Source organism: Pseudoalteromonas sp. SG45-3 (assembly GCF_014164075.1).
In the GTDB taxonomy this organism is placed as follows: Bacteria; Pseudomonadota; Gammaproteobacteria; order Enterobacterales; family Alteromonadaceae; genus Pseudoalteromonas; species Pseudoalteromonas distincta.
The window spans coordinates 149,528-166,549 of record NZ_JACJEN010000002.1; the positions used below are offsets into that span (position 1 = coordinate 149,528).

Genomic DNA, 17,022 nt, shown 5'->3' on the forward strand with positions numbered 1-17,022 from the left:
TTTATACAGCTTATACAAGCTATTGCATGCTGAGTAATTGTTTGGCTTTAACCAACTGTAAATCGGTTAGATTACCAGTAAGTAATTGCGCATTATTGTTAGTGTGTTCATTTTTTATTATAACGGCTTTATTACTTTGTGAAAGGTTTGTTTGATTAACCGCCACATCTGGGGTTATTCCTATTCCATCAATCGATTTACCTAACGGTGTGAAGTATTTCGCTGTGGTGAGCTTTAATGCGGTATTGCCATCACCGAGTGGAATGAGTGATTGTACAGAGCCTTTCCCAAAAGATTGGCTGCCAACAATGGTTGCTCGGTTATTATCTTTAAGTGCTGCTGCAAGTATTTCGGCTGCAGAGGCAGAATTTTCGTTTATAAGCACAACTATGGGCGCATTTTTTAGAATGTCTCCACGCTTTGCATAAAATGCTTGGTTAGCATCGTAAAAACGTCCTTTAGTCGTCACTATAGTGCCACTTTGTAAAAATAGGTCTGATACAGCCACTGCGCTTTGTAATGTCCCCCCTGGGTTATCACGTAAATCAATTACTAAGCCTTTAAGTGGGTAGCCAAAATGGCTTTGCAGGGCGGCAACTTGTAGTGCAACTTCATGTAATGTGTGGTTAGAGAAGTTATTGATAGCTATGTAACCAGTTCCAAAATCTAAAAGTTCGCTTGTTACACTTTCGAGGTTTATTTGGCGACGTGTGACATGAAAAGTGAGTGGGTTTTTATTGTTATCGCGATTTACAATTATATCTATATTCGAAAATTCACTGTCTCTTATTAGTGTTGCTACTTCGTCGATAGTAAGGTTTTGAGCTGCGTTGTTGTTTACACTTACAATAATATCGCCTGGTAAAATACCTGCTGCTTTTGCGGGCGAATTATTAACCACGTTAACAATAGTCATATTCTCGTCTATGTTCTTAACTTCTATACCAATACCTGTGTAACGACCATTTGTATTATCAAATAATGAGGCTAACTCATACTCATTTAAGTACTTAGAGTAGGAGTCGAGTTTTGAATATAAACGCTCAAACTGCTGGTTGTTATATTTAATATGGTGGCTATTTTGTAAGGTGAGATCTTCAACGTAATAGGTATGAATGTTAAAGAGTATTTCGTCTATTTGTTGTCTTTTAAGATCTTTAATTGAGCTTGCTAGTGCATTACTAGTAAAGGTAATTAGGGTTAGTAATACAAGTAAGTACAGACTTATATAAAAGTCTGCACTTTTTTTATTAACGGTATTTATTGTGTGTTTTTTAGTTGTCATCAGCTGCTCCAAGGCGGTGCAGCGATTTATCTAATTAAATACGTTTGCACCATTTTACAGGATTTACTGCGCGTCCTTTGTGGCGTATTTCAAAGTATAGACCAGAACTTGCCTGTCCGCCGCTTTGGCCTACTAAAGCGAGGGTTTCGCCTTCACGTACCATATCCCCTACATCTCTTAGTAGCGTTTGAGCGTGGCCATATAGGCTCATAAAACCTTCACCATGGTCTACAACAATTACCCATCCATAACCTTTTAGCCAATCGGCAAATACAACTTGGCCGTTGTGCACGCTATTAATATTAGTGCCTTCTTTTGCACCAATTAACACGCCTTTCCAATCAATACCACCATGCTTACGTTGGCCGAATGTGTGCTCTAACTTGCCTTTGCTCGGCCAGTCTAATTTGCCCTTGCTCTTATTTAGGCCAAGTAATTCTATTTTTTGTGTTTTTTCTTTTTCGAGCTCTTTAATCGTTGTTACTAAAGTTTGTTGGTTTTCTTTTAAATAATTTATTGAGCTTTTAGTGCTGTTGAGCTGAGCTTGTAAGTTTTTAAGATTAGCTTGGCGTTCACTTTGTGCATTAAGTAATGCAGTTTGGCGCCTTTTTTGTTCATCAAATAAAAGCTCTAGTTTTTCTTGCGTTTTAACGAGCTCTTCTTGGTTTTGTACTATTTGCTGTTGAAGATCTTTTAGATCTTCGATTTGTTCAATACGGGCTTTATTTAAGTAATTGTAATAGCTAAGTGTGCGCTCAAACTTGGCTGTGTCTTCTTGATTCAACAGCATTTTAGAGTAGTCGTCGCCACCGGCCATATAGGCACTTTTGAGTTGCGCGGCTAAAATTTTCTGAAACTGAGCGTGTTTTTTATCAAGCTCATCGGCTTTACTTTGTAACTCTTTTTGCTGTGTTTTAGTCTCTTTTACGGATTGCTCTGCCATGTTAAGTGCTTTAGCATTTTTAGCTATATCGAGTTCATGGCTTTTTAGATTTTTTTGTAGCGACGCTATTTTTTTTCTTTGGGCGTTATATTCAGCTTGGCTTTGCTCAAGTGCATTTTGAACCTCTGATAAGTCTTTTTTAGTACGATCTTCATTAGCAACTGCAGATGCAGCCACTAATGAAGTTAGTATCAAACCGCACTTAATTAACCGGTTAATACGTTTGTTCATGTGTTATTTCAACATCATGATAGGCGTACCAGTCATTTCTTTTGGTTGCTCCATACCCATTAAGTGAAGCATTGTTGGGGCTACATCACTCAAGGCTTTACCTTGCATTGGCTCTGCATCGCGACCAACATAAATAAAATGCACAGGTTCGCTAGTGTGGGCAGTATGTGCTTGGCCTGTTTTGAGATCAGCCATTTGCTCAGCATTACCATGATCGGCTGTAATTAGTGCTTCACCACCAAACTCTTCTAGCGCATCAACAACACGTCCGATACAGCTATCTACAGCTTCACAAGCTTTAACAGCGGCTTCAAATACACCTGAGTGACCAACCATATCGCCATTAGGGTAGTTACAAATAATAGCATCGTATTTACCGCTTTTAATTGCTTCTACCAGTTTGTCGGTTAGCATTTCTGAGTTCATTTCAGGTTGTAGGTCGTAGGTTGCTACTTGCGGCGAAGGAATTAGCTCGCGTGTTTCACCTTTAAATTCGCTTTCACGTCCGCCACTAAAGAAAAATGTAACGTGTGCGTATTTTTCGGTTTCTGAAATACGAAGCTGTGTTTTATTATTTTTTTCAAACCATTCACCGAGTACGTTTATTAGTGGTGTAGGTCCAAATGCAACAGGTGCGTCTATATCGGCTGCATACTCTGTCATCATTACAAATGCGCTAAGCTCTGGCGTTCTTTTTTTAGTAAAACCATCAAATTCAGGCTCAACAAAAGCGCGGGTAATTTCGCGGGCTCTATCTGCTCTAAAGTTAGCAAAAATAACGGTGTCACCATCGTTTATTGAAGCCGGAGTGGCACCTGTTGGCGTAATAGTCGTAGCTGCTACAAACTCGTCGTTTTCGTCGCGCTCGTACGCTGCATTAAGTGCTTCAACACCATTATCAAAATTAAAGTCGCCTTCGGCGAGCGTCATTACGTTGTAAGCTTTTTCTACACGGTTCCAACGGTTGTCTCTGTCCATTGCGTAGTAACGGCCAATAAGTGATGCTAAACGTCCGCACTTAAGTTTACTAAATAACGCTTCAATTCGTTCAATTGATGCTTTTGCGCTACGTGGAGGTGTGTCACGGCCGTCTAAAAATGCATGGAAATAGACTTCTTTAGCACCACGTTTTGCCGCCAGCTCAATACTTGCAACTATATGATCTTCATGGCTATGCACACCACCTGGGCTTAAAAGACCCATTATGTGAACCGCTTTACCAGCACTTACTGCTTTGTCTATGTTTTCAACTAAGGCTGGGGTTGAATCAAACTCGCCATCGTTAATTGCTTTGGTGATACGGGTAAAATCTTGATACACAATGCGCCCTGCACCTAAGTTTACATGGCCAACTTCTGAGTTACCCATTTGACCATCAGGAAGACCAACATCTAAACCCGAAGCCGATATTAATGTGTGTGGGCGGGTGGCCCATAAGTTGTCTAATACAGGTGTGTTAGCTGCAAGAATAGCATTACTTTGCGTATCTTCGCGGTGTCCCCAACCGTCTAAAATCATTAATACCAGTGGTTTTTTATGCTCTGTCATAATAGCTCCTGAAAATTAGTATCTGTTGATGGATACTGTGCACCTAAAAAGGTTTATTAGCGTGGTTTTAGCATACCGTGTTTTTAAGCTAGGATCAGCATTGAAAACAAGATATTAAATTTTTTCACTTATACCTCATTGACTAACCTGAACTCTGCTTGAGATAGATTTATTATCCAGAGTTCTTGTTAACTATATATGGGGGGCTTTATCGTTTTTTAAACGCCTCTAAGTGCTCCTAAACTCGCATTTTAGGTTGGTTTGGGTATACTTGCGTGGCTAAAGTACAAAATCCTTAAAACATCACGTTTTAAAACATAATTTCATAGTGGAAGTAGAATGGATCAATATATTGAATTTATTACAAATCATCCCATTTTAAGCCTTGCTTGGGTTGGTATTGTTTTCCTTATTGTTAGTGGCTGGATAAAGAGTAAGCTTTCAGCTGTTCGTCAAATAAATCCCCAGCAGCTTACGTTACTTATTAACCGTGATGACGGTCAAGTAATCGATATACGTGCGCAAAAAGAGTTTAATGCAGGGCGTATTTCTGGTGCTGAGCACTTAAGCCCAGAGAATGCGAAAAAATCTGACTTTTCAAGCCTTGAAAAGTACAAGACTAAACCCATTATAGTTGTATGTACTACAGGTATGACTGCCCAAGGTACTGCAGCCGCTATGAGTAAAGCTGGTTTTGAACGAGTTTACTTATTAGCAGGTGGCATGGGTGCGTGGCAATCTGCCAGCTTACCAACTACAACAGGTCGCTAATCAGTTTAGCTAGGCCGATAGAGGATTTATTATGAGTAATGTTGTTTTATACACCAAGGCGTATTGTCCATTTTGTCAGCGTGCTCTTTCGCTTTTAAACAGCAAAGGCGTTGAATACACAAATTATGATATTGGTGTGCAGCCTGAGCTACGCGATGAAATGATTGCCAAAGCAGGTGGTGCAAGCACAGTACCGCAAATTTTTATTAATGATGAACATATCGGTGGCTGCGACGACATGATGGCTATTGAAGCGCAAGGTAAACTTGACGCTAAGCTAAACGCTTAATTTAATTATAATAACGAACAAGTTAGGAATAACAATGAACGAAGAAAATCAAAACGTAGCAGCTGCTGAAGCTGGCGCACAATTTACTATTCAACGCATTTACACTAAAGATGTATCGTTTGAAACGCCAAACTCTCCGGCCATCTTTCAAAAAGAATGGACACCAGAAGTTAAGCTAGACCTAGATACACGCTCAAACAAGTTGGACGAAGGTGTATTTGAAGTTGTTTTAGCGCTAACTGTAACTGCATCTATTGGTGAAGAAACTGCGTTCTTATGTGAAATTCAACAAGCAGGTATTTTTACTATTGCTGAAGTTGAAGAAGTGCAACTTGCGCACATGCTAGGTGCATTTTGTCCTAACGTGTTATTCCCATATGCACGTGAAGCTGTTTCAAATCTTGTTAACCGTGGTACTTTCCCACAGCTTAACCTTGCGCCAGTTAATTTTGATGCGTTATTTGCACAATACATGCAACAACGTACTGCGCAAGCTGACCAGGCTTCAGCAGACGCATAACTTATGAGTACAGCAACTACAGCTGTTACTGTATTAGGGGCGGGGTCTTACGGCACCGCCCTTGCTATTTGTTTAGCCCGAAATGGTCACCAGGTGACACTTTGGGGAAGAAATAGCGACGACGTTGCCACGCTTGCAGCTGAGCGGAAAAATCAACGTTACTTACCTGATGCTCCTTTCCCAGATACTCTTACTCTTGAAGCTAACCTACAACATGCCGTTGCTAGCAGTGCTATTGTACTTGTTGTTGTGCCAAGCCATGCTTTTGGCGACACGCTTGCGCAGATAAAACCTGCATTGCAAGAGGGTGCTAAAGTAGCGTGGGCAACTAAAGGGCTTGAGCCTAATACTGGACGTTTGTTACAAGAAGTTGCTTTGCAAGAATTGGGTGATGACATACCACTTGCGGTACTTTCGGGTCCTACGTTTGCAAAAGAAATGGCGATGGGGTCACCTACAGCTATTTCAGTGTCTTCTACGTCACCTGAATTTGCGCAGCAACTGGCTGATTTACTTCATTGTGGTCGCTCATTCCGTGTGTATAACAATGATGACTTTATTGGTATACAGCTCGGTGGTGCGGTTAAAAATGTAATTGCAATTGGCGCCGGTATTTCGGACGGTGTAGGTTTTGGTGCTAATGCGCGTACCGCGCTCATTACCCGAGGCCTTGCAGAGCTCACTCGTTTAGGCTGTGCTTTGGGTGCTAAGCCAGAAACCTTTATGGGAATGGCAGGCCTTGGTGATTTAATACTAACCTGTACAGATAACCAATCACGTAATCGTCGATTTGGTTTGGCGTTAGGTAAAGGCGAGAGCGTTGATGCTGCTATTGAGTCTATTGGCCAAGTAGTTGAAGGCTTTAGAAACACTAAAGAAGTGTACTTACTAGCGCAGCGTGCTGGCGTAGAAATGCCAATCACTGAGCAAATTTATAAAGTACTTTATGAAAATAAAGACATGAAAGAAGCCGCTATGGCTCTTTTAGGACGAGAACAACGCGCTGAATAAGCGCTTGAGCTAGGCCTTAACTAAAAAACCGACACTATGTCGGTTTTTTATTGCCTAACGGATTATATTTACTGGGCGTTAGGGAAGCCCAACTGACGCCACGACTCGTAAACAAACACGGCGACTGCATTTGACAGGTTCATACTACGGCTATTTGCTTGCATAGGAATACGTACACGCTGATCGTTTGGTAATGCTTGAATCATTTCATCAGGCAGGCCGCGTGTTTCAGGACCAAATACCAAGCAGTCGCCAGCTTCGTAACTTGCTTCATGATGAAACTGACTGCCTTTAGTTGTACAGGCATACACTTTTTTAGGTTTGCATTTTTCAAGGTAGTCCTCAAAAGAGGCATGGCGTTGAACATGGCTAAATTCATGGTAATCAAGGCCCGCACGTTTCACGCGTTTATCGTCCCATTCAAAACCTAATGGCTCAATTAAATGTAATGCATAGCCAGTATTGGCACATAGGCGAATAATATTACCTGTGTTAGGCGGTATTTCAGGTTGGTATAAAACAATATCCAGCATAATGAGCCTTATAAAATAATCTGTAGTTTGACGAAGGGCAGTATACACGAAACCTTTTAAAAAAATGATATACTCAACACATTCAATACAGTGATTAATGGATACACGCGTGCATAACCGTAGCTACGAATTTTGGGTTAAAACTTCCAGCATTGTTACCATGGTCATGGTTAGCTTAATGATCGGCGCAAAAACATGGGCCTGGCTGGCTTCTGGCTCGGCTTCAATGCTTGGCTCGTTAACTGATTCGTTAATGGATATTACTGCCACCGCTATGAGCTTTTTAGTGTTGGGTTACGCACTGCGCCCAGCAGATGATGACCATAGATTTGGACACGGAAAAGCTGAAGCACTTGCAGGACTTGGCCAAGCCGCATTTATTGCTGGATCAGGTTGCCTACTTGCTTTTCATGGTATTGAGCGATTATTTAACCCTATACAGTTAAGCCATTCTTTATTAGGTGTGTGGGTAAGTATTTTTGCTATTGCGTGTACGCTCGTCATTGTATTTGTACAAAACAAAGTGGTTAAGTATACCGATTCAATTGCTATAAAAGCCGACTCAGTACATTACAAAGGCGATTTAATATTAAACGCTGCTGTGCTGTTAGCTATTTTGTTAGCTTATTATGGCGTGTTGTATGCAGATCCTATTTTTGCAATAGGTGTAGCGGGTTACTTACTTTATAACAGCTGGGATATAGCTCGCGATAGTGCCGATCATTTAATGGATAAAGAACTGCCGGACGATGAAAAGCAAAGCATATTTGATATAGCCAGAGCCCATGCTGATGTACATGGTGTGCATGATATTCGTACGCGCCAAGGCGGAAAAGTTAAGTTTATCCAAATGCACTTAGAGCTTGATGATCATTTAAGTTTGATTCGCGCACATAACGTAGCTGATGAAGTAGAGGCAATGCTTAGCGAACGCTTTGAGTCTGAGGTAGATATACTGATCCACCTCGACCCTTTGTCGGTACTTGTTAAGCCGTCACCGACTCACAAAACTGATACAAGCTCTTAAGCAATGGCTGGCGTATTTCATCACGTTCAAAAAACAGCTCGTGTTTAGCGCCTTCAAAGCTTTTAAGTACTGTATTTGCATGTCTGTTTGCTAATTTGTATTGGGCATTGTTATCAACCACTTCGTCGTTTTGCGCACTGGCAATATAAAGTGGAATAGTCACGCTCAAGTTATCCACAGAAGTTATAAATGCAAACGTCGCATTTAGCCAGCCGTAAGTAACACCGCCGAGCTGTAGTAATGGCTCTTCTTGATATGTTTGCCTAAATAGCTCGTAACGCACTGGACTGCTGGTTAATACATTTGTAGCAAATTCATCGGGTGTATAATCGGTTTGACCTAGTGCGTAGTTGTCTTTTTGACCCAAAAGGGTCGCGGTACTGGCTATTAATTTAGCTAAAGGTTTTGGTGTGTTTTTTGTGTAAATATCAAGCATAGGCGCTGATAAAAACGCACCACTAAAATTGTGTTCAAAACGCGCAAGGTAATCAAAAGCAATAGCGCCGCCCATTGAATGACTCACTAATATCTTTTTGCCCGGCCAATAAGTATCGACAATTTGTTTATTAAATAAGTTTAGGTCTGCGCTGTAATCTTTAAATTCATTAACATGGCCTTTGTGCTTATTTAGTAGGTGGCGATAAGAGCGGCCTTGTCCTTGGTGGTCGGCTATGAATATGGCAAAATTATTATTATAAAGCTCCCATAATAGCTCTTTATATTTGTCTAACCCTTCAAGGCGCCCCGAACTGATAACAATGGCAGTTTTAGCTTTATCAGGTATGGCATAAGCATAAAATAATTGCCCGTTAGGCGTATCTAAATAAGCTTTAATTAGCGTGCTTTTATAAAAGTTATTAATTGTTATTTGATTACTTTTAAGCTCACGCTCACTACTATAAAACATGCTTTACTCTTTAATTAATGGCAAGGTTATATTAGCACACAAGCCACCTTGTTCTTTATTTGATAATACTAAACTGCCACCATGCGCAGTAATAGCATTTTTAGCAATCGCGAGACCTAAACCCGTGCCACCACTTACGCGATCCCGCGCATCTGATTGCCTAAAAAAGGGCTCGCAAAGCTTGCCCAGTTGCTCATTTGGCACACCAGAGCCATCATCACATATTTCTATATAAATGGCATCAGCATGCTTTAGAGTAATGCTAATAGTATTATTTGCGTATTTGATAGCGTTGCGTAGTAAGTTTTCAAGTGCGCTGGCAATAAGGCTTTCGTCGCAATTAATATTTACGTCTACAGCGCCCACTATATTTAGCTGCTTATTATTTTGTTTTGCTTCAAACTGCGCATCGTTAATAACGTGATCTACAATTATTTGTAATGATTGTTTTTGCAGTGAAAGCGCTTGGCTTTTTGCTTCTAAGCGAGAAACTTGCAGCACGTCTGCAATCATTTTATCGAGCTGGTTTGCTTCTTTTTCTATGCGTAATAAATACGATTGGCTAGCGTCGTTAGCTTGCATTTGTGCAAGTCCGGTAGCCATTTTTAAACGTGTAAGAGGCGATCGTAATTCATGTGATATGTCGGCTAATAAGCGTTTTTGTGAGCTAATTAAAAGCTCTAACTGATTAGCCATGCTGTTAAAATCTCGCCCAAGTATTCCGAGTTCATCTTTACGGTTTACAGAAATATCAGCCCTTGCACTTAAGTTACCCGCAGATAATTTAATAGCTGCTTTTTTAAGGCTATTTATAGGGGCTATTAAGTTACGGCTAAATACAAAACTTAAAATGAGAGATGCAACAATTGCGATGACTATTTTCATCCAATTAGGCATTAGCTTAAAGCGCATTATTAGCGGCGGTTGATGGTTAATATCTATTTCATAAAGATAAAAACTCCCTTCAGGCACTTTTATATTAACAGGGCCGAAGGCTTGGTATTTTTCAGTGAAAATAATTTGCGGTGACATGTTTTGAGTAAAGTTTAATAAACTTAAGTCGATGCTCTCTGGCACTTCTTTGTTACTAAGTGAGTCATCGGATTGTGCTGCGCTTAAATATAAAAGTTTACGCTTTGATAGGCGAGGGTGAACTAATACTTCGCTTAGGGTGCGCTTATGTTTAACAGCAGATCGCTCAATGCTTTTAGCGGTATATATCAGGTTTTTTTTCATCGGCCCATAAAGTGGCTCGTTAGATACCGCATTAATAGCCGTAATATTACTTAAAAATACAAGCGCTGCTACGGTGCCGATTATAGTTAACCAAAACCAAATAAATATTTTAAAAAATAGGTAGTGCCCAGGGTGCTTTAACCAAGCAAAGTAAGTGCTTTTATTCGCCTTGGATAAAGACATAACCTGTACCTCGCATTGTTTTAATTCGCTCGCCTGGAATATGCTCCGCAATTTTTTTACGGATATTACTTACATGCATATCGATAGAGCGATCAAAAGAAGCTAAGCGCCTGCCTAACACTTCTTCGCTAATTTGCTCTTTACTAACAACTTCGCCTGCATTTTTACACAATAGCGTGAGTATTTCGTACTCTGTACCGGTAAGGGTTAGTGTAGAGCTTTCTATTGAGGCCTCTCGCGCTGCAAGGTTAACAGTAATACCATTAACGAGTAACTTACTCGTTGTAGCTACATTTAAGCTATTAATGTGCTCTATACGGCGAGTTATCGCTTTTACGCGGGCAAGTAATTCACGATGATTAAAAGGCTTTGGAATGTAATCGTCAGCGCCTAGCTCTAGACCAAAAATACGGTCAAAGTCTTCACCTTTTGCTGTAAGCATTATTACCGGTGTGAGTTTTGTTTGCCTAAGTTGTTTAAGTACTTCAAAACCATCAAGCGTTGGTAACATTACATCTAGCAATATCAGGGCGTAGTCATTTGCTTGTGCTAGTTTAAGGCCTTGTTCACCGTCGTGTACGCTTTGTATTTCAAAGCCTTGGGCAGTTAAATATTCACTTAATAGCTCACAAAGGCCAGTGTCGTCATCAATCATTAATAGTTTCATTTACAAACCCTTAGAGTTGTTTATAGCGTTATTTTACCCGCTAAATAGTGCAAAGGTGAATCTTTACACAACCTTTACACTGCTTTGCGTTACTTTGCGTTGAGTTAGGTATAGTTAACTCACTGGCTTAGCAGCCACAACCACCCAATATTAAGGTAATGATTATGACTAAATTAAACACACTTTCAAAATTAGTACTTATCTGTGGCTTAGCAACAGCAACGCTTGGTGCTGGTAGCGTGTTAGCTAAAGGCGACGGACATAAGCAAGGCCATTCTCAAGCTCGTTTTTTACTTTCTGAGCGCGGCGTTGAAAAATTAAACCTAACAGATGAGCAGCAAACTAAGCTAAAGGCTATTTTTGAAGCGCAAAAAACACAAATGAAAGCTCTGCGTGGCGACGATAAAGAAGCCCGTAAAGCGATGCGTGAAGCGCACAAAGCAAAAATGGATGCATTACTTTCGGCTGCGACATTTGACGAAAATGCAGCAAAAGAGCTATTAAATGAACGCCGCGAAAAAGGTGAGCAATTTGGTTTAATTAAACTAAAAACACAACACCAAGTAATGCAAGTGCTTAACGCTGAGCAAAAAGAGAAGTTTGCTAAAATGCAAAAGCGTATGAATAAAAAGCACCGTAAACAAAAAAGTTAATTTTACTTTTTTGTAAATACTAAAAAACCAGCGTAATGCTGGTTTTTGTATTTAGGGCATTATGAAGATAAATCACTTAAAAAAGTCATCTTCATTTTTAGCCATCATTGCTTCAATATCTTCAATCATGTCTTGGCTAAACTCTTCAGCCGAGGTGATTGGTGCAGAAATTTTATTATTTTCGAACGACCATTCACCTAAATCAATTAGTTGGCAGCGCTTTGAGCAAAAAGGGCGAAATGGGCTTTGCTCTGACCATTCAACTTTAGTTTTACAGGTTGGGCAGTTTACAACAGTAGGCATAAATTACTCTCTACAAATTTTTGGTGCATATTACATTACTTAGATATGAGTCTCTAGCTATAAGGCTCTGAGCTTAGAGCCTTATCTTTTACTGTGGGACTTTAAAAATTGGTTACGCGGTTTATTTCACCAAGGGATGTAAGGCCATCGGCTGCTTTGCGTAAACCCGATAAACGTAAATTATTAAAACCGGCTTTAAGTGATACCTCTGCTATTTCAAGCGAATTTCCACCGCGCATAATAATTTGGGCAATTTCAGGAGTAATTTGCATTACTTCGTAAATACCCACACGCCCTTTGTAACCATCAGTACAGCTATCACACCCTTTAGGCATATATAACGTCATTTCTTCAATTTGCTCGGCACTAAATCCTTGGCGAGCTAGTTCTTCACTCGGAAGTTGTTCTGGCGTTTTACATTTAGGGCACAAGCGACGTGCTAAACGCTGGGCTATTATTAAGCTAATCGAACTTGCTACGTTATAAGCAGGTACACCCATATTTAATAAACGAGTGATTGTTTCCGGCGCTGAGTTTGTATGCAATGTTGATAAAACCAAGTGACCTGTTTGCGCCGCTTTTATTGATATTTCTGCGGTCTCTAAGTCACGTATTTCACCTACCATAACTACATCAGGATCTTGACGTAAAAATGCGCGCAGTGCGTTGGCAAAAGTCATGTCGGCTTTAATATTTATTTGTACTTGGTTTACACCTTCAAGGTTAATCTCAACCGGATCTTCCGCAGTACTAATATTACGCTCAGGTTGGTTTAATATATTTAAACCTGTGTATAGCGATACTGTTTTACCAGAACCGGTGGGCCCTGTTACAAGTATCATCCCTTGAGGCTGGGCAAGCGCATCCATGTAAAGCTTTTTCTGCTCAGGCTCATAGCCTAATACATCAATGCCTAACATAGCGCTTGATGAATCAAGAATACGCATTACTATTTTTTCGCCCCACAAGGTAGGCATGGTACTTACACGAAAGTCGATACTTTTGCGTTCAGTAATTTTTAGCTTTATACGACCATCTTGTGGTTTGCGTTTTTCGGCAATATCGAGTCGCGACATTACTTTAATACGCGCAGAAAGCTTGGTTGCTAATGTATTAGGTGGGCTTGCCACTTCATGCAAAATGCCATCAATACGAAAGCGAATACGGTACTTGTGCTCATACGGTTCAAAGTGTAAATCAGAGGCGCCTTTTTTAATGGCATCCATTAAAATTTTGTTGATGTATACGATGATAGGCGCATCATCTTTATCGTCATCTTGTGGTGCTGTATCTCTTTGGCTTTCTGAGTCTAAGTCAGCAAATTCTTGAAACTCGTCATCAGTTAGATTTAAGCTGCCAGTGGCATCTAGTAATTGCTCTATTTTGGTATCGAGTTGAATATAATCAACAACAACAATTTCGCATGAAAGACCGGTACTAAACTCAAAGTTTTCGAATGCGCCGTAATCTGTTGGGTCTGATGCTGCTATATAAACTTTTCGATCTTTTTGAACAAGCGGCAAAATATGATGTTTACGTATAAGTTTTTCTTTTACGAGGTCGGCCGGGATTCTTGTAGGATCAAAGTCTTTTAAATCAAAATAAGGTACGCGAAACAAGTCGATACATTGTTCAGCTAAATCTTTACTATCGATTTTTCCACATTTAGAAATAAGCTCAGCTGTTGAGGCAAATTCATTTTGTTTGTTTTTAACCGTGTCGGCATCAATGCGGCCAAGGGTTATAAATTTTCTCAATAACGGTGAGTTAATATTCATTGCGCACCTGTTTTATTCCTTCAATAGTAAGCAATTTATCAGAAAAAAGAAGGGGATTACATCACCTTTCATTCTTTGTTGTGATTTTACTAACTAAAATACGAGTTTGTGTGAGTTAGGACAGTGTTAATGTGAGTTAGTTTTGTTGTGTAATGCATATTGTAGGTACTTTTTATGCAGATCAACAAGTTCTATATGCACTAGGTTTAAACTACGGTCGTTATTTAAAATATCATCCGCTTTTTGCTGTTTATCGGCACGTGACATTTGCGAGGCAATAATACTTTTAACTTGCTCACGACTTGTGTTGTCACGTTTTGCTGTACGCGCTATTTGTACACAGCTTGGTACGTCAATAAGTAAGGTATGGTCGCAATATTTATCAAGGTTGTTTTCAAATAATAAAGGCGCTACTAAAACAACATAAGGGCTAGTTGCACTATTTAAATCGTTTAGTATTTTTAACCGAATAAGAGGGTGTAGCAACGCATTAAGCCATTCTTTGTCACTGTTGTTAGTGAATATTTTTGCGCGCAATTCTGCTCTATTTAATGTGCCATCAGGCAATAAAATATCTTTGCCAAAGTGTGCTGTAATCGCTTTTAGCCCTTTGCTATTTGGGAGTACGACTTCACGCGCAATTATATCGGCATCAACTATTGTAATACCAAGCTCTTCAAACATGTTACTGATGGCCGTTTTACCACAGCCAATACCGCCTGTTAAGCCTAATACCCAGCTGTTTACTTTAGTTATTTGCTCACTCATTTTAATAACCTATTAAATTAAAATAAGCGCCTTGAATTTGGTTGCCCCAAAGCATAGTGATCCAGCCTGCTATCGCTAAATAAGGGCCAAAAGGGATAGGGGTCGCTTTGTCTTTACCTTGTATGCTCAACAGCGCAATACCTATAATGGCACCTACTACGCTCGAAAGCAGAATAATAGTAAGTAATGACTGCCAGCCAAGTAATGCCCCAAATACAGCGAGTAGTTTAAAGTCGCCATAACCCATGCCTTCTTTACCGGTTAATAACTTAAATAGCCAAAACACGCTCCACAAACTTAAATAACCGCAAGCCGCACCAATAATGGCATCTGTAGGTGTAATTGTGTAACCCATTACAGAAGCAATAAGTGCAAGCCATACTAGCGGAAGTGTAAGTTGATCTGGCAGTAACATGTGGTCAATATCAATAAAGGTCAGAGCTACCAATATCCACGTTACAAAAATATATAAAAGGGCTTGCTCGGTCGCACCAAAGCTATAGGCAACAATTAAACTTAATAGGGCAGTAATTAGCTCTACAGCAGGGTATCGGACCGAAATAGGATTACTGCAGCTTGCGCATTTACCTTTAAGTATTAACCAACTAATAATAGGAATATTCTGCCAAGGCTTAATGGCTGTTTTGCATTTAGGACAGGTAGAGTTGGGTTTTACTAAGTTAAAAGGCTTATTGATATTGGCTTGTTTAGATTTATTAGCTGTAAGCTCATCATCTAGCAATATGCGGCATTCGCTTTGCCACTCACGTTGCATCATCAGTGGTAAGCGATAAATAACCACATTTAAAAAACTACCAATACATAAACTAATTAAGCCAATAGTGGTTAAATAAAACCACAACTGGCTTTGCATTACTTCAATAATACTTTGCATTATGTTACCTGAAAACTGTTCTAAAAGATTAAGTGTCTAAAAATTAAGTGAAGTATTTATCACATAGAGAAGTGAAAGAGAGTAAATGAGAAGACATTAATAGCCATACCTTATCAAAAAAGTAAGCCTCTCTTTTATTTCCTGTAAATTGTTATTTTTAGTAATTAAATAACAGAGCCCAATTGGAAAATAGGTAAGTACATCGCAACAATCAAGCCACCAACAAGTACACCTAGTACGGCCATAATAAGTGGCTCAAGTAGGCTTGAAAGGCCATCTACTGCATCATCTACTTCTTGCTCATAAATAGTTGCTACTTTTGCGAGCATGCCGTCTAGTGAGCCAGATTCTTCACCAATTGCAACCATTTGTATTACCATATCAGGGAATATTTTTGAGTTACGCATTGCCCAGTTCATTTGATTACCAGAGCTCACTTCAACTTTAATATCTAAAATGGCACAACGATATACTGCATTGCCGGAAGCCCCTGCGGCAGAGTCAAGCGCATCAACCAGAGGCACACCTGCAGCAAACGTAGTCGAAAGAGTTCGTGCATAGCGAGCAACTGCTGCTTTGTTTAAAATCATGCCTATAACTGGGAGTTTAAGTATAGCTCGGTCGGTTGCATCTCTGAGTTTTAAACTTCTAAGCTTGGCTTCTTTAAAAGCGTATCCAAAAGCTACAATAGCGATTAGTATCATCCACCAATATGCTTGCATAAAGTCTGATATGCCAATAACAAACAAAGTGAATGCAGGAAGCTCTGCCCCAAAACCTGCAAATATATCTTGAAACTGCGGCACTACAAATATTAATAGTATTGAGGTTACAATGCCGGCAATTACTAATACTGAAATAGGATAGAACATCGCTTTTTTAATTTTTGATTTTAGCGCTTCGGACTTTTCTTTATACAAAGCAACTCGGTCAAATATTTTATCAAGTGCACCAGATTGCTCGCCAGAGGCTACAAGGTCGCAATATAAATCATCAAAATAACGTGGGTGTTTTCTAAGTGCTGTAGATAGTGGTTGTCCCGCTTTTACTTCATCAGCAATAGTTTCCATTAATTTGGCGACACTTTTATTGGTCGAGCCAGAGCCAATCATTTCAATGGCCTGTATTAAAGGAACTCCCGCCATCAACATAGTCGCAATTTGGCGAGTAAGTAGTGCTATATCTTTAGGGGTTACCTTTTGAACACTTTGAATACCGAACAGTGGTTTTGCTTTACGCTTCACTTTTGAAGGAGTGATACCTTGCTTACGAAGCTGAGCTTTTACTAATGCAATACTATTACCTGTAAGCTCGCCTTCAAGTTTCTTCCCTCGTGCACTTACACCGACCCACTGAAAAGTATCGAGGCCTTTATCTTGTTGTTTTTTTGCCATTAAGGGTACCCAGCTGAATTTGGTTTAAAACTTCATTATTATAAGCATAACTTAAACTAATGATTCTTGGTAGAAAAGTT

The 17,022-nt window shown here is 39.8% G+C and carries 18 protein-coding genes; 6 read left to right on the forward strand and 12 right to left on the reverse strand.

All coding sequences use genetic code 11. From position 1 onward, the window contains the following. Nucleotides 1-19: 19 nt before the first annotated feature. Genes H5126_RS03095 through gpmM form a run of 3 tightly spaced genes read right to left on the reverse strand, consistent with a single transcriptional unit; the run spans nt 20 to nt 4,007 of the window. Complete coding sequence (locus H5126_RS03095) at nt 20-1,285, reverse strand: S41 family peptidase (RefSeq protein ID WP_182720032.1); 1,266 nt, start codon at nt 1,283-1,285, stop codon at nt 20-22. A gap of 34 nt (nt 1,286-1,319) precedes the next feature. Next, on the reverse strand, nt 1,320-2,459 hold the full coding sequence (locus H5126_RS03100) for a murein hydrolase activator EnvC (RefSeq protein ID WP_182720033.1): 1,140 nt from the start codon (nt 2,457-2,459) through the stop codon (nt 1,320-1,322). Nucleotides 2,460-2,462: 3 nt separating this feature from the next. Then, complete coding sequence (gpmM, locus tag H5126_RS03105) at nt 2,463-4,007, reverse strand: 2,3-bisphosphoglycerate-independent phosphoglycerate mutase (protein ID WP_002957786.1); 1,545 nt, start codon at nt 4,005-4,007, stop codon at nt 2,463-2,465. 339 nt (nt 4,008-4,346) lie between these two features. Between gpmM and H5126_RS03110 the strand changes: the two genes are divergently transcribed. From H5126_RS03110 to gpsA, 4 genes are read left to right on the forward strand one after another with little or no spacing between them, the layout of a single operon-like run. Next, the gene (locus H5126_RS03110; protein WP_002957784.1) at nt 4,347-4,778 is read left to right on the forward strand and encodes a rhodanese-like domain-containing protein; all 432 of its coding nucleotides are present in this window, start codon (nt 4,347-4,349) and stop codon (nt 4,776-4,778) included. 31 nt (nt 4,779-4,809) lie between these two features. After that, nucleotides 4,810-5,067: a glutaredoxin 3 gene (gene grxC, locus H5126_RS03115; RefSeq protein WP_002957783.1), complete on the forward strand. Its 258-nt coding sequence runs from the start codon at nt 4,810-4,812 to the stop codon at nt 5,065-5,067. Nucleotides 5,068-5,101: 34 nt separating this feature from the next. Next, entirely contained in the window at nt 5,102-5,587 is a 486-nt protein-coding gene (gene secB, locus H5126_RS03120; protein WP_002957782.1) for a protein-export chaperone SecB, read from the forward strand. 3 nt (nt 5,588-5,590) lie between these two features. Further along, nucleotides 5,591-6,598, forward strand: coding sequence for an NAD(P)H-dependent glycerol-3-phosphate dehydrogenase (gene gpsA / locus H5126_RS03125; RefSeq protein ID WP_024597561.1), 1,008 nt, complete (start codon nt 5,591-5,593; stop codon nt 6,596-6,598). Between the two features lie 68 nt (nt 6,599-6,666). Here the strand turns inward: gpsA and trmL are convergent, their stop codons facing one another. Beyond that, nucleotides 6,667-7,131 carry a tRNA (uridine(34)/cytosine(34)/5-carboxymethylaminomethyluridine(34)-2'-O)-methyltransferase TrmL gene (gene trmL, locus H5126_RS03130; protein ID WP_002957780.1) on the reverse strand — a complete coding sequence of 155 codons (465 nt, stop codon included), beginning with the start codon at nt 7,129-7,131 and terminating at the stop codon, nt 6,667-6,669. A 160-nt stretch (nt 7,132-7,291) separates the two neighbouring features. Between trmL and H5126_RS03135 the strand changes: the two genes are divergently transcribed. After that, nucleotides 7,292-8,158, forward strand: coding sequence for a cation diffusion facilitator family transporter (locus H5126_RS03135; RefSeq protein WP_182720059.1), 867 nt, complete (start codon nt 7,292-7,294; stop codon nt 8,156-8,158). Here the strand turns inward: H5126_RS03135 and H5126_RS03140 are convergent. Genes H5126_RS03140 through H5126_RS03150 form a run of 3 tightly spaced genes read right to left on the reverse strand, consistent with a single transcriptional unit; the run spans nt 8,118 to nt 11,151 of the window. Further along, nucleotides 8,118-9,065: an alpha/beta fold hydrolase gene (locus H5126_RS03140; RefSeq protein WP_182720034.1), complete on the reverse strand. Its 948-nt coding sequence runs from the start codon at nt 9,063-9,065 to the stop codon at nt 8,118-8,120. The two genes, H5126_RS03135 and H5126_RS03140, sit on opposite strands and share 41 nt — an antisense overlap. A gap of 3 nt (nt 9,066-9,068) precedes the next feature. Beyond that, nucleotides 9,069-10,484 (reverse strand): ATP-binding protein, encoded by a 1,416-nt coding sequence (locus H5126_RS03145; protein WP_182720035.1) that lies wholly within the window; start codon nt 10,482-10,484, stop codon nt 9,069-9,071. Next, complete coding sequence (locus tag H5126_RS03150) at nt 10,462-11,151, reverse strand: response regulator (RefSeq protein WP_182720036.1); 690 nt, start codon at nt 11,149-11,151, stop codon at nt 10,462-10,464. Before H5126_RS03150 ends, H5126_RS03145 begins: the two co-directional genes overlap by 23 nt. Nucleotides 11,152-11,315: 164 nt before the next feature. On the opposite strand from H5126_RS03150, the gene H5126_RS03155 reads away from it, so the two are divergent. Next, entirely contained in the window at nt 11,316-11,804 is a 489-nt protein-coding gene (locus H5126_RS03155; RefSeq protein ID WP_182695579.1) for a periplasmic heavy metal sensor, read from the forward strand. Nucleotides 11,805-11,876: 72 nt separating this feature from the next. On the opposite strand, the gene yacG is transcribed toward H5126_RS03155, so the two are convergent. From yacG to H5126_RS03180, 5 genes are all read right to left on the reverse strand, one after another. Continuing rightward, nucleotides 11,877-12,107 (reverse strand): DNA gyrase inhibitor YacG, encoded by a 231-nt coding sequence (gene yacG / locus H5126_RS03160; protein ID WP_002957774.1) that lies wholly within the window; start codon nt 12,105-12,107, stop codon nt 11,877-11,879. Between the two features lie 101 nt (nt 12,108-12,208). Continuing rightward, the gene (gene pilB / locus H5126_RS03165) at nt 12,209-13,885 is read right to left on the reverse strand and encodes a type IV-A pilus assembly ATPase PilB (RefSeq protein WP_182675564.1); all 1,677 of its coding nucleotides are present in this window, start codon (nt 13,883-13,885) and stop codon (nt 12,209-12,211) included. Between the two features lie 126 nt (nt 13,886-14,011). Continuing rightward, nucleotides 14,012-14,653, reverse strand: a complete 642-nt coding sequence (gene coaE, locus H5126_RS03170) for a dephospho-CoA kinase (RefSeq protein WP_182695578.1) — start codon at nt 14,651-14,653, stop codon at nt 14,012-14,014. 1 nt (nt 14,654) lies between these two features. Continuing rightward, nucleotides 14,655-15,548 carry an A24 family peptidase gene (locus H5126_RS03175; protein WP_182720037.1) on the reverse strand — a complete coding sequence of 298 codons (894 nt, stop codon included), beginning with the start codon at nt 15,546-15,548 and terminating at the stop codon, nt 14,655-14,657. 164 nt (nt 15,549-15,712) lie between these two features. Further along, nucleotides 15,713-16,942, reverse strand: coding sequence for a type II secretion system F family protein (locus H5126_RS03180; protein ID WP_182720038.1), 1,230 nt, complete (start codon nt 16,940-16,942; stop codon nt 15,713-15,715). Nucleotides 16,943-17,022 lie beyond the last annotated feature (80 nt).

Coding starts and splice junctions, on each gene's coding strand:
- H5126_RS03095 (WP_182720032.1), bottom strand. CDS start 1,285: ATGACAACTAAAAAACACACAATAAATACCGTTAATAAAAAAAGTGCA.
- H5126_RS03100 (WP_182720033.1), bottom strand. CDS start 2,459: ATGAACAAACGTATTAACCGGTTAATTAAGTGCGGTTTGATACTAACT.
- gpmM (WP_002957786.1), bottom strand. CDS start 4,007: ATGACAGAGCATAAAAAACCACTGGTATTAATGATTTTAGACGGTTGG.
- H5126_RS03110 (WP_002957784.1), top strand. CDS start 4,347: ATGGATCAATATATTGAATTTATTACAAATCATCCCATTTTAAGCCTT.
- grxC (WP_002957783.1), top strand. CDS start 4,810: ATGAGTAATGTTGTTTTATACACCAAGGCGTATTGTCCATTTTGTCAG.
- secB (WP_002957782.1), top strand. CDS start 5,102: ATGAACGAAGAAAATCAAAACGTAGCAGCTGCTGAAGCTGGCGCACAA.
- gpsA (WP_024597561.1), top strand. CDS start 5,591: ATGAGTACAGCAACTACAGCTGTTACTGTATTAGGGGCGGGGTCTTAC.
- trmL (WP_002957780.1), bottom strand. CDS start 7,131: ATGCTGGATATTGTTTTATACCAACCTGAAATACCGCCTAACACAGGT.
- H5126_RS03135 (WP_182720059.1), top strand. CDS start 7,292: ATGGTCATGGTTAGCTTAATGATCGGCGCAAAAACATGGGCCTGGCTG.
- H5126_RS03140 (WP_182720034.1), bottom strand. CDS start 9,065: ATGTTTTATAGTAGTGAGCGTGAGCTTAAAAGTAATCAAATAACAATT.
- H5126_RS03145 (WP_182720035.1), bottom strand. CDS start 10,484: ATGTCTTTATCCAAGGCGAATAAAAGCACTTACTTTGCTTGGTTAAAG.
- H5126_RS03150 (WP_182720036.1), bottom strand. CDS start 11,151: ATGAAACTATTAATGATTGATGACGACACTGGCCTTTGTGAGCTATTA.
- H5126_RS03155 (WP_182695579.1), top strand. CDS start 11,316: ATGACTAAATTAAACACACTTTCAAAATTAGTACTTATCTGTGGCTTA.
- yacG (WP_002957774.1), bottom strand. CDS start 12,107: ATGCCTACTGTTGTAAACTGCCCAACCTGTAAAACTAAAGTTGAATGG.
- pilB (WP_182675564.1), bottom strand. CDS start 13,885: ATGAATATTAACTCACCGTTATTGAGAAAATTTATAACCCTTGGCCGC.
- coaE (WP_182695578.1), bottom strand. CDS start 14,653: ATGAGTGAGCAAATAACTAAAGTAAACAGCTGGGTATTAGGCTTAACA.
- H5126_RS03175 (WP_182720037.1), bottom strand. CDS start 15,548: ATGCAAAGTATTATTGAAGTAATGCAAAGCCAGTTGTGGTTTTATTTA.
- H5126_RS03180 (WP_182720038.1), bottom strand. CDS start 16,942: ATGGCAAAAAAACAACAAGATAAAGGCCTCGATACTTTTCAGTGGGTC.